This is a genomic window from Vibrio sp. 10N.261.51.A4 (assembly GCF_041471945.1).
Classification (GTDB): Bacteria; Pseudomonadota; Gammaproteobacteria; order Enterobacterales; family Vibrionaceae; genus Vibrio; species Vibrio crassostreae_C.
In genome coordinates this window covers 4,076-16,802 of the sequence record NZ_JBFRPJ010000116.1, presented here as the reverse complement: position 1 = coordinate 16,802, position 12,727 = coordinate 4,076, and the positions used below count along the sequence as shown (strand labels likewise).

The following is a 12,727-nucleotide window of genomic DNA, read 5'->3' as shown; positions in this document are numbered from 1 at the left end:
ATAGCTCGGCATAGACCGCAGCAAACGTGAAAACTACTGGTTAAGGGAAAATATGCACAACGGCGTGATGAAGGCATGGCTCGAGTCTTCACACTTGGCTGGCGCCAATGCAACGTACGTAGAAGAACTCTATGAACTGTATCTAAGTGACCCAGATTCGGTAAGTGACGAATGGAGAAGTGTTTTTGAAGAACTGCCTGTGCAAGCTTCAGAGACAGTGGAACAACCACACTCTCGTGTTCGTGAATACTTCCGTCGACTCGCTCAAGAAACAAAGCATTACAGTGTCCAAGTTAGTGATCCAGATGTCGATGCGAAACAAGTAAAGGTTCTGCAACTTATTAATGCCTATCGATTCCGAGGGCATCAAGCAGCAAATCTAGACCCCCTAGGTTTATGGAAAAGAGCGACAGTTGATGAACTGGACCCTTCTTTCCACACTCTTACCGAAGATGACCTCAATGAGACGTTCAACGTCGGCTCTTACGCCATTGGCCAAGAGACGATGGTGCTTAAAGATCTCTACAAATCTCTAAAGCAAACGTATTGTGGCTCTATTGGTGCTGAATACATGCACATGACAAATACAGAGCAAAAGCGTTGGATCCAACAACGTTTAGAGTCTGTATCTGGTCAACCCTCTTTCAACAAAGAAGAAAAGCAAGCTTTCCTAGAAGAGCTAACTGCTGCTGAAGGTCTTGAGCGCTATCTTGGTGCGAAATTCCCAGGCGCAAAACGCTTCTCGTTGGAAGGTGGTGATGCTCTTATCCCAATGACGAAAGAAATTATTCGTCATGCTGGCGGACAAGGCATGCGTGAAGTTGTTGTTGGTATGGCTCACCGTGGTCGTCTAAACATGTTGGTCAACGTGCTTGGTAAAAAGCCACAAGACCTGTTTGACGAGTTTGCGGGCAAGCACGATGACACGTGGGGTACTGGTGATGTGAAATACCACCAAGGCTTCTCTGCGGACTTCGCAACGCCAGGCGGCAACGTTCACTTAGCACTAGCATTTAACCCATCTCACTTAGAAATCGTAAACCCGGTAGTTATCGGTTCAGTACGTGCACGTCAAGATCGCCTTGGTGATAATGATGGTAGCCGTGTACTTCCAATTACTATCCACGGTGACTCAGCTATCGCTGGTCAGGGTGTAGTACAAGAGACGTTTAACATGTCTCAAGCTCGTGGTTTCTGTGTAGGTGGTACGGTTCGTATCGTTGTAAACAACCAAGTTGGTTTTACAACGTCTAACCCTCGCGATACACGCTCTACGATGTACTGTACCGATATCGCGAAGATGGTTCAGGCTCCGATTTTCCACGTTAACTCTGATGATCCAGAAGCGGTTGCGTTTGTTGCGCGTCTTGCATTGGATTACCGTAATACGTTTAAGCGTGATGTTGTTATTGATTTGGTTTGTTACCGTCGCCACGGTCACAATGAAGCCGATGAGCCGAATGCAACACAGCCTTTGATGTACCAAAAAATCAAGAAGCACCCAACACCACGTAAGCTTTACGCTGACGTGTTAATGGAGCGCGGTGAGTTTGGTATTGATACAGCAACTCAGCTAGTTAACGAATATCGTGATGCACTTGATCACGGTGAAGTTGTGGTTAAAGAGTGGCGTCCAATGGCACTTCACTCAGTAGACTGGTCTCCTTACCTAGGTCACGACTGGAACATCGAGTGGGATAACAAGATTGATATCGAGCGCCTGAAAGAGCTTGGTACCAAACTTTGTCAATACCCGGACAGCCACAAGCTGCAAAGCCGAGTAAATAAACTGTACAACGATCGTACTGCCATGGTGAATGGTGAGAAACAAGTCGATTGGGGTATGGCTGAAACTCTGGCATACGCAACACTTGTTGACGACGGTAAGCGTATTCGTATCTCAGGCCAAGATTCAGGTCGTGGTACGTTCTTCCACCGTCACTCAGTACTGCACAATCAATCAGATGCAAGCACGTATGTTCCTCTTGCGAACATTCATGATAAACAAGGGCCATTCCAAGTGTTTGACTCTGTGTTATCTGAAGAAGCGGTACTCGCATTTGAGTATGGTTACGCGACAGCAGAGCCAAGCGGTCTAACCCTTTGGGAAGCTCAATTTGGTGACTTCGCAAACGGTGCACAAGTTGTTATCGACCAATTCATTTCATCAGGTGAGCAAAAGTGGGCACGTCTATGTGGTCTAACTATGCTGCTTCCTCACGGTTATGAAGGCCAAGGCCCAGAGCACTCTTCTGCACGTCTTGAGCGTTACCTTCAGTTATGTGCTGAACAAAACATGCAGGTTGTTGTTCCTTCAACACCGGCACAGGTTTACCACATGATTCGCCGTCAGGTTGTTCGACCAATGCGTCGTCCTCTGATCGTAATGTCACCTAAGTCATTGCTTCGTCATCCTCTGTGTACTTCTTCTCTGGAAGATTTGGCAGAAGGTACGTTCCAACCAGCTATCGCAGAAATTGATGACCTGGCGCCTGAGAACGTAAAACGCGTCGTGTTCTGTTCAGGTAAGGTTTACTTTGACCTGCTTGACCAAAGACGTAAGAACGAGCAAGACGATGTCGCTATTGTACGTATTGAGCAACTTTACCCGTTCCCTTATGAGGATGTGAGAGCTGCCATCGCACAATACACAAATGTAGTCGATTACGTTTGGTGTCAAGAAGAGCCACAAAACCAAGGTGCTTGGTACAGTAGCCAACATAATTTCCGAGCTGCTATCCCAGTAGGTGCTGATATTCAATACGCAGGTCGTCCTGCATCAGCATCACCAGCTGTTGGCTATATGTCAGTACACTTGAAACAACAAAAAGCGTTAGTTGACGACGCTTTGACCCTACTTAAGAACTAGAAGTAAAAGGAAAATACGCACATGACAATTGAAATTCTGGTTCCAGATTTACCTGAATCTGTGGCTGATGCAACAGTTGCTACTTGGCACAAAAAACCGGGCGAAGCGGTTGCACGTGATGAAGTCATTGTAGATATCGAAACAGATAAAGTAGTTCTAGAAGTACCGGCTCCTGAAGCGGGTGTTCTGGAAGCTATCATCGAAGAAGAGGGTGCTACGGTACTTTCTAAGCAGCTTTTGGCTAAAATCAAGCCGGGTGCTGTCGCTGGTGAACCAACGAAAGACACCACTGAAGATACAGAAGCATCTCCTGATAAGCGCCATAAAGCTGCGCTAACAGAAGAGAACAACGACGCACTAAGCCCAGCTGTTCGTCGCCTGCTTGCTGAGCACAACCTACAACCAGCTGACGTTAAAGGCACTGGTGTTGGTGGTCGTATTACTCGTGAAGACATCGACGCACACCTAGCAGCAGCGAAAGCGGCTCCGGCAGCAGCATCTGCACCAGCAGTTGAAGCGCCAGCAGCGGCTCGCAGCCAAAAACGCGTGCCTATGACTCGCCTGCGTAAGACAGTTGCAAACCGTCTTCTAGAAGCGAAAAACAGCACAGCAATGCTGACTACTTTCAACGAAGTGAACATGAAGCCAATCATGGACCTTCGTAAGCAGTACAAAGACCAATTCGAGAAACGTCACGATACGCGTCTTGGCTTCATGTCTTTCTACGTGAAAGCAGTAACAGAAGCGCTAAAACGTTTCCCAGAAGTGAACGCTTCTATTGATGGTACAGATATCGTTTACCACAACTACTTCGACATCAGCATGGCGGTATCTACGCCACGTGGTCTAGTGACTCCAGTACTTAAAGACTGTGACACACTAGGTTTCGCTGATATCGAAAAAGGCATCAAAGAGCTAGCAATCAAAGGCCGTGACGGCAAGCTAACGGTTGATGAACTGATGGGTGGTAACTTCACTATCACAAACGGTGGTGTATTTGGTTCTCTAATGTCTACGCCAATCATCAACCCACCTCAAGCGGCAATTTTGGGTATGCACAAAATCCAAGACCGTCCAATGGCTGTTGATGGCAAGGTAGAGATTCTACCAATGATGTACCTAGCGCTTTCTTACGACCACCGTCTAATCGATGGCCGTGAATCAGTTGGCTTCCTAGTGACCATCAAAGAGCTTCTAGAAGATCCTGCACGTCTGCTATTAGACGTTTAGTATCGCTAAAACGTCTAGTTAACCCCGTTAGCTAGACGTAAAAAGTTTCAAAGGCTAGGCTGCTCAACGTCTGGCCTTCAATTGAACTGTAAAGCCATTAGAAAATGGACAGCAGTTGTTTTGAGAAGACCCTACAGACGTAACACAGGAAACTGTGTCGTTATGGAAATAATAATCCCTTAAGGGAAAATAAACGGAATATCAAAATGAATTTGCATGAATACCAAGCCAAACAGCTGTTTGCAGAATTCGGTTTGCCTGTACCAGAAGGTTTCGCATGTGATACTGCACAAGAAGCTTTCGAAGCTGCAGGTCGTATCAGTACAGCCAAGAAAGTCGTTAAGTGTCAAGTACATGCTGGTGGCCGCGGTAAAGCGGGCGGCGTAGAGCTACATGACACCAAAGAAGGCGTTAAAGAGTTTGCACAAAAGTGGCTAGGTAAAAACCTAGTGACTTACCAAACAGACGCTAATGGTCAGCCTGTAACAAAGATCCTAGTTGAAGAAGCATCAAACATTGCTAACGAACTTTACCTAGGTGCTGTTGTTGACCGCGCAACGCGTAAAATTGTATTCATGGCGTCAACTGAAGGCGGTGTGGACATTGAGAAAATCGCTGAAGAAACTCCAGAGTTGATTCACCAATCAGCGATCGATCCTCTAGTAGGCCCTCAAGCTTACCAAGGCCGTGAACTTGCGTTCAAACTTGGTCTAGTTGGCGATCAAATCAAACAGTTCGTTAAGATCTTCATGGGTCTTGGCAAAATGTTCTCTCAGTACGACCTAGCTCTACTAGAAATCAACCCGCTTGTCATTACTGGCGAAGGCAACCTGCTTTGTCTAGACGGTAAGATCAACATCGACTCAAACGCGATGTACCGTCAGCCTAAACTACGTGAAATGCACGATCCATCTCAAGAAGATGAGCGCGAAGCACACGCAGCACAGTGGGAACTGAACTACGTAGCACTAGATGGCAACGTTGGCTGTATGGTTAACGGTGCAGGCCTTGCGATGGGTACGATGGATATCGTAAACCTACACGGCGGCAAGCCAGCAAACTTCCTTGATGTAGGCGGCGGCGCGACTAAAGAGCGTGTAGCTGAAGCATTCAAGATCATCCTTTCTGATGACAATGTTAAAGCAGTACTCGTAAACATTTTCGGTGGCATCGTTCGTTGTGACATGATCGCTGAAGGTATTATCGGTGCAGTTAAAGAAGTCGGCGTAACAGTTCCTGTAGTTGTTCGTCTAGAAGGTACAAACGCAGACCTAGGTCGCGAAGTACTTGCTAATTCTGATGTTGATATCATTGCAGCTGAATCTCTAACAGATGCTGCTCAGAAAGTTGTTGCTGCTGCGGAGGCTAAATAATGTCTGTATTAATTAACAAAGACACTAAAGTAATCTGTCAGGGTTTCACTGGCGGTCAAGGTACATTCCACTCAGACCAAGCTATCGCATACGGTACGCAAATGGTTGGTGGTGTTTCACCTGGTAAAGGTGGTCAAACTCACCTAGGCCTTCCAGTATTCAACACAGTACGTGAAGCGGTAGAAGTAACTGGCGCAACAGCAACAGTTATCTACGTACCAGCTCCTTTCTGTAAAGATGCAATCCTAGAAGCGATTGATGCAGGTATCGAACTGATCGTAACGATCACTGAAGGTATCCCTACAACAGATATGATCGACGTTAAAGTGAAGCTAGAAGAAACTGGCGTTCGCATGATCGGTCCTAACTGTCCAGGTCTTATCACTCCAGACGAGTGTAAGATTGGTATCATGCCTGGTCACATCCACAAGAAGGGTAAAGTAGGTATCGTATCTCGCAGCGGTACTCTGACATACGAAGCAGTTAAGCAAACAACAGATGAAGGCTTTGGTCAGTCTACATGTGTTGGTATCGGTGGTGACCCTATCCCAGGTTCAAACTTCATTGATATCTTGAAACTTTTCCAAGAAGACCCAGAAACTGAAGCAATCGTAATGATTGGTGAAATCGGTGGTACTGCGGAAGAAGAAGCGGCTGATTTCATCAAAGCAAACGTAACTAAGCCAGTTGTATCTTACATCGCTGGTGTTACTGCTCCTCCGGGCAAACGTATGGGCCACGCAGGCGCAATCATCTCTGGCGGTAAAGGTACTGCTGAAGATAAATTCGCAGCACTAGAAGCAGCAGGCGTTAAGACTGTTAAGTCTCTTGCTGACATCGGTAAAGGCCTACGTGAAATCACGGGTTGGTAATCAGCTGGCTTTTATCGATTGAGATAGAAGTTAATTGAAACGATATTAAAAAGGCTTGGTCACTGACCAAGCCTTTTTTTATGTTTTCGAGATACGAGATCGTACTGCTAAGTGCTAAGCTCGACTTCTAACCATTTGAGATAGCATAAACATTGCTGCCGCACTGATAACCACAGACGGGCCAGCAGGCGTATCATAGAACCAAGACAAGCTTAATCCACCGAATACAGCGATAGAGCCAATAATTGATGCAAGGAAGGCCATCTGCTCAGGTGTGCTCGAGAACTTCCTTGCCGTTGCTGCAGGAATAATCAGTAGCGATGTCATGATTAACGCACCAACAAACTTCATACCGACAGCAATCACGATACCGACCAATAGCATCAGAATCAGACGCATTAAATCAATGTTGATGCCATCAACCGCCGCGAGATCTTCGTTAACCGTCGTTGATAGTAGTGGTCGCCAAAAGATAGCAAGTACTAATCCAATCACAGCAGCACCCGCATAGATGAACACTAAATCCGTTGGAGATACTGCCAGCAAGTCACCAAATAGGTAGCTCATTAGGTCAACACGAACGTTATCTAAGAAACTGACAGCAACCAAACCAAGTGATAGCGCACTGTGCGCCAAAATACCGAGTAGGGTATCGGTCGCGACCAGCTTTTGTTTTTGTAAAGTCACTAGCAACACGGCCAGCATCAAACAACAAATCAGCAGCGCGAAATACAAGTTAATGTTGAACAGAAAGCCAAGTGCTAAGCCCATCAAAGAAGCGTGAGCAAGCGTGTCACCAAAGTAAGCCATCTTACGCCACACCACGAATGAACCTAGTGGGCCTGCAATTAGTGCAATACCCAAACCTGCCAAAATAGAGGGAAGAAGAAACTCAAGCATTAGTGGTGTCCGTGTTTATGGTTTGAACATTCATGCACGTCGCCTTCGACAGGCTGGCCTGCGAGATCATGATGGTGATGTTCGTGTTGGTGATGATAAAACGCTAGCGTCTCTTGGGTCGCGGTGCCAAAGAGCGCAATATACGAAGGATGGTGTTTGATGTCTGCAGGTGCGCCTGAGCAACAGATGTGGTGGTGTAAACAGATAACATCGTCTGTTTTTGCCATCACTAAATGCAGATCGTGTGAAACCATAAATACGGCACAACCAAAGCGGTGGCGAATGGTGTCAATCAAGTCATACAGGTCTATTTGCCCTTGAACGTCGACGCCTTGAGCCGGTTCATCGAGAACCAGTAGATCTGGTCTTCTTAGCAATGAACGAGCAATGAGCACACGTTGGTTTTCTCCGCCAGATAGCTGGTGCATGTTACTCTTCTGCAGATGTTCAGCACCAACAAGCTTCAATGCTTCAAGGACCTCTTGCTGACTGAAATTGCCAGTGAGTTTTAGAAAACGCTCTACGTTGAGCGGTAGGGAATCATTGAGCTTTAATTTTTGTGGTACATAGCCAATTTTCAGTTTTTTAGCTTTTGTTATTGTGCCTGAAAATTTGGTCTGTAAACCCAGTACCACTTTTACTAATGTCGACTTTCCTGCACCGTTTGGCCCAATCAGGGTGGTGATTCTGCCGCGCTCTAAATTTAGAGAGATGTTGTCTAGAACTTTTCGACCGTCAAATTCGACGCTCACAGAATCTAGTTGGATTAAGTTATCCATGAATAGAACTCATTTGCAATTCGCTAATGTTATAATGTAACATTTACCTCAAGCCTAAGCTACTTTTCTATTATCGAGGGATTATGTCACGTTCATCTTTTATACTTGCTACTTTGCTTTTAGCGCCAAGTGTCGCAAGTGCCAATACTATTCTAACAAGCTTTAAACCAATTCAAATGATTGTGACAGAATTAACGCAAGGCGTTAGTGAGCCGGATGTGTTGATGAACAGCAATGCTTCGCCGCATGATTATGCGCTTAAGCCATCGGATGTCAAAAAAGTTCATAGTGCCGATATGGTCATCTGGTTCGGCCCTGACCTAGAAGCCTTTCTGACTAAGGTGATTGGTTCAAAAGAAAATGTTATCAAGATCAGTGATATTCCCGGAATCAACTTGCGAGAGTTCGGACACGAAGAGCATGACCACGATGCACATGAAGGGCACCACCACGGTAGCCATGACCCGCATTTTTGGTTAGGTATCGAGCAAGTTGAAGTAGCTGCAAAATACATCTCAGCTAAGTTGATTGAATCTGATCCAGACAACGCAATGGCGTACCAAGAGAATCTCGATTCATTCCTGATTGCATTGAAAGAGAAGCAACAGTCTATTCGAGAGCAACTTGCACCCGTGAAAGACAAAGGTTACTACGTTTTTCATGACGCGTATGGTTACTTTGAGCAAGAGTTTGAGCTAAATAACTTAGGTCACTTTACGGTGAGCCCAGAGCGTAAGCCGGGTGCAAAAAGCCTGATCGCTATTAAGAAAACGATAGTACGTGAAAACGTTCAATGTGTGTTTTCTGAGCCTCAATTCACTCCTGCTGTGATTGAATCAGTGACGCGCGGAAGTAACGCAAAACAAGGTCAGCTTGACCCTATCGGTTCAACAGTTGAAGTGAAGAGTGGAAGCTATTTCGATTTTCTTCAGCAACTTACAGATAGCTATACAAGTTGCTTAGACGAGAAGTAAGTCATAAACGAGTATTCTTTACTCTACTTTGCTCTCGTTAATTTATGAATCATGCCGCTTTTTGCGGCATTTTCGTGACCGCTAAGATAAAACCTCCTAACAAATAACAAACCTCCTTTCTCCTTTTCTAATTTCCGCTAAAATGGAAAGATAATAATAAGCACAAAAAAACTCAGTTTTTGGTTTAGCAACGATAAGACGTTGTGGTACCCAAAATTTCATGTGTTGTTGCTGTTCAGGATTAAGAGTTGTATCGAATTATCTTCAAAATGTTCATGTTAATGAGCATTTCATTTAGCGTTCTAGCGGTAAATACCTCGCCCTCCGTTTTCTATCCTTTGCCCGCTCAAGCGCAAGGGAATTTCCTTGCGGCTAAAAACTTGTATTTAGGTGCCGGAGGTGGGCTCTGGGTTCATGATGTGCATGGAAAAGTACTCTTTTACGATGGTCGAACTCTATTCCCTCGCAAGGGAAGCTTACTGCAATTTTCTTCGGAAAGAGTCGCCTTTCTGAACGATGAGTTTTGGACATTTTTCGACAATGAGGTCTATCGACATAACCCTGGAATTGGCAACGAATTGGCGTTTAGCCTAAGTCCCGGCGCTGAAATAGCGAATATCGGTGCATCAGGCGATTATATTTGGGTTACTGACGGCAGTAATTTCTATACCTACAACACTCAATCTTTAGAATTCAACACCTACTCTCTACTTAAACTGTACCGATACAATAACAGCAGTGACATTGCGATTAACGACGCTGAGTGGGTACTATCAAAGTGGGTGCTAGCGACCAGTTCTGGCGTTTACCTTTCAGAGAATCAAGAGTTTACCCATGTCACCGCATCAGACAAAAACCATATTGAGACGGTTTATTTTTCGAATGCTCGACGTGAGTTAGTGATCGGTACTTTAAATGGTGCTGTGATTGTTGATCTCGCGAACCCAGACAAAGAGACCATCGTTAAAGGGTCGCATGTTCTCTCGTTGGCCGAAACTTCGGACCAGTATTGGATTGGTACAGAGCACGGCCTTATTAGCTACAACTTTATTACGGGACAAATTACTCGATTCGAACAAGCCGCTAGTCAAGACTTCTCGTTACCGGGTGAGAAAATATATTCGTTGATAAACGATCATGCTGGTGGTATGTGGGTTGCGACAAACAACGGTATCCGATACTTCTCACTGTTCAGCAAAACCTTCTCGAGAACACCCCTAACTGGAATGGGCATGCATTCGAGTAGTGTGGTGATCAATAAAGTACTGCCTGTCAGTGACCAGTTATCTTGGGTCGCGTCTTCAATGGGGCTCTACTTGATTGATTCTGAAAGTGAAGAGAACCCAATTCGTGTTTACTCTAACCCTGTTAATGATTTTGAGATCTTTGGCTCTTCCATTTGGTTGGCGACCGAACAAGGTATCATCAGTCTAAATACGGAAACACTACAACCCGAAGCCCTTGATTTACCAAGGCCAATTGAGGGAGTGCGTGTTGAAAACCTTGCGCTTCAAGCCGATAACGTTCTTTGGATGACCTCTGGGCAAAACCTCTATTCGTTATCTATCGAAACCATGAAACTGACGAGTTATGGCACTGACTGGTTAGTCGACAAGTTCTTGCCTGCGAAGATCACCGCTCTCAATGTAGGCTTGCTAGGTCGCATCTATATAGGAACGGATCATGGCTTCTACTCGTTCATTGATAAACGAATTAGCTTTAGTCGTTCCAGCGAACGGTTTGGCAAAGTCGTCGATATTGAAAAAGCGAAGGATGGAGCGCAGTGGTTTGCGAGCAGTTATGGCGTGTATCGAATCCCGGATGACAGCTCTATTATTCAAGAAATCACTCTTGTTGAAGACAATATTAGCCCCAACTGCCTGATAAGCGATGACAATGGTGTTTGGTTAGGCTCTTCGAAAGGCATCAGTTATTACGGATTGGATGGGCAACTGCATAAACACATAGGTTCGCCATTTGGTTTGATCACCAATGAACTGGCGGCAGGAGCGTGTGCTCTTTTTTACAGTCAAGATAGCCAACCTTCGAGGCTTGTTTTCGGCTCAAAGTATGGTGTAGTCAGCGCGTTATCTAACGAGTTACTGGTATCAACTACACCTCATAGCCGTGCCTTGTTGAGTAAGATAAGTGTCGACCAACAAACGGTATCACTTGGCGGGAAAACGGCAGAGCTGGATGAGATTCCTTATGGTTCATCGATGGGGTTTAAGCTAGGTATCTTACCAGCAACGTTCGCACCTGCGATGGAATACCGACTGAGCGACGATGAACCTTGGAGTGAGTTTGAAGGGGGCTTGTTAACGCTCGATCATCTTCTTCCAGGGGATTACACACTTGAAGTGAAGCCGGTTAAAGGCTCCCATTATCGCTTTGTGTCAACCAATCAAAGCTTCTCGATTGCGGAGCCTTGGTATCTGACCAATTGGGCTGCAGCAAGCTCTCTGATATTACTGATTGGCGTTGTGACTATCTTAGTCTTTTGGCGTTCGCGTTATGTCACTTTTGCCAACCGGCACTTAAAAGCGCAAGTTGCACTGAAGACAGACCAATTGAGGCACCAAAGCCGGATATTACTCGCCACTAATCAACAGCTTAAAAAGCAGCTATCCGTGAAGAATGCGCTTGTGTCTCACACTGCCAATGAACTCTCTTCTGAAGTGAATCATATTGCTGCGATGCTCCCGAATTGGAATGACGAGCTCGGGAAGTCGCCGATTCTAACCTTGAAAAATGGCTTAGCTCAATTGAGTAATACGCCTCAAGGAGAAGGGCAAGTTTGTTACGATATAATTTTAATCTTAGAGGTGGTACTCAAAGCTTGGCAGGATGACTTAACCAAAGCCGGTATTGAACTGGATATTAAAGTCGAAACAAAACAACGATATGTCTCGTTGCTGTATTTTAATCTCGATATTATCTTCAATAGCTTGGTCGGGAGCATCATCAAGAGAAACTTTAAGTCGCAGAGTATGGTGGTTCTGGTTGAAGAGGTTAAGGAGCATCTTGTTGTAACCATTCGAGATCATGGCATGCCTTTCCCTAAGCTGGCATCAAGCATGGGTGACAATACCGGAAAGTCGACCGACCTTAACATCGAAAAGCTGCCGCTATTGATGAATCAGAGCGGTGGCGAGCTTAATGCCTTTGTTTCGGAGTCTCAAAATAAGGTTCAGCTTTCGTGGCCAATTGAGTATCAAGTACTCGACAATCTCGAAGCCAGCACAATTGAACAGATTGAAACCATTAAGCTTGCCGCCTCAACACCAGAGCAACAAAAACTGACAGCGGAACAAGAGTGGAAGAACAGAGTGTCGCAGCTTGTGAGTGAAAACTACGCTGATGCCGAGTTCAGTACTGCAACTGCCGCTAAGTATTTGTTTATGTCTGAGAGAAGCTTACAGAGACGCTTTAAATCGGCTTACAACAAGACCTTCAAAGAGCACTTGAATGAAGTACGTCTAGAGCATGCGTGTGAGCGCTTACTCGCTGGAGAGAAGATCTCTGATGTGGCGTTTGATTCGGGGTTCAATGACCCTTCCTATTTCAGTCAAAGGTTTAAGCACCACTTTGGCATGTCACCATCTAAGTTTGCTGAAAACAACGAAGAGTAGCACGCAGCGGATACTCAGCTAGAACATAAATAAAGATACTTTAGCCTCGACATTCGTGTTGGGGCTTTCTTATGCTTCTACGAGATACGAGATACGAG

The 12,727-nt window shown here is 45.4% G+C and carries 8 protein-coding genes; 6 read left to right on the top strand and 2 right to left on the bottom strand.

The window, feature by feature from the left end:
• The first annotated feature begins 52 nt into the window (after positions 1-52).
• The 4 genes from sucA (at position 53) to sucD (ending at position 6,344) form a co-directional block, all read left to right on the top strand.
• Positions 53-2,869 (top strand): 2-oxoglutarate dehydrogenase E1 component, encoded by a 2,817-nt coding sequence (gene sucA / locus AB4384_RS22155; RefSeq protein ID WP_017061946.1) that lies wholly within the window; start codon positions 53-55, stop codon positions 2,867-2,869.
• Between the two features lie 21 nt (positions 2,870-2,890).
• A complete protein-coding gene (gene odhB / locus AB4384_RS22150; protein WP_017056410.1) occupies positions 2,891-4,099 on the top strand; it encodes a 2-oxoglutarate dehydrogenase complex dihydrolipoyllysine-residue succinyltransferase in 1,209 nt (402 codons plus the stop codon).
• Between the two features lie 206 nt (positions 4,100-4,305).
• Positions 4,306-5,472 (top strand): ADP-forming succinate--CoA ligase subunit beta, encoded by a 1,167-nt coding sequence (sucC, locus tag AB4384_RS22145; protein WP_019820479.1) that lies wholly within the window; start codon positions 4,306-4,308, stop codon positions 5,470-5,472.
• Positions 5,472-6,344, top strand: a complete 873-nt coding sequence (gene sucD / locus AB4384_RS22140) for a succinate--CoA ligase subunit alpha (RefSeq protein ID WP_017061945.1) — start codon at positions 5,472-5,474, stop codon at positions 6,342-6,344. The genes sucC and sucD overlap by 1 nt, the downstream gene beginning before the upstream one ends.
• Before the next feature lie 114 nt (positions 6,345-6,458).
• On the opposite strand, the gene znuB is transcribed toward sucD, so the two are convergent.
• Both znuB and znuC read right to left on the bottom strand, forming a co-directional pair.
• Positions 6,459-7,244 (bottom strand): zinc ABC transporter permease subunit ZnuB, encoded by a 786-nt coding sequence (gene znuB, locus AB4384_RS22135; protein ID WP_017061944.1) that lies wholly within the window; start codon positions 7,242-7,244, stop codon positions 6,459-6,461.
• Positions 7,244-8,023 carry a zinc ABC transporter ATP-binding protein ZnuC gene (znuC, locus tag AB4384_RS22130; protein ID WP_102320165.1) on the bottom strand — a complete coding sequence of 260 codons (780 nt, stop codon included), beginning with the start codon at positions 8,021-8,023 and terminating at the stop codon, positions 7,244-7,246. The genes znuB and znuC overlap by 1 nt, the downstream gene beginning before the upstream one ends.
• 83 nt (positions 8,024-8,106) lie before the next feature.
• Between znuC and znuA the strand changes: the two genes are divergently transcribed.
• Both znuA and AB4384_RS22120 read left to right on the top strand, forming a co-directional pair.
• Positions 8,107-8,997 carry a zinc ABC transporter substrate-binding protein ZnuA gene (znuA, locus tag AB4384_RS22125; protein WP_017067380.1) on the top strand — a complete coding sequence of 297 codons (891 nt, stop codon included), beginning with the start codon at positions 8,107-8,109 and terminating at the stop codon, positions 8,995-8,997.
• 269 nt (positions 8,998-9,266) lie between these two features.
• On the top strand, positions 9,267-12,629 hold the full coding sequence (locus tag AB4384_RS22120) for a helix-turn-helix domain-containing protein (RefSeq protein WP_372130134.1): 3,363 nt from the start codon (positions 9,267-9,269) through the stop codon (positions 12,627-12,629).
• Positions 12,630-12,727: the final 98 nt, after the last annotated feature.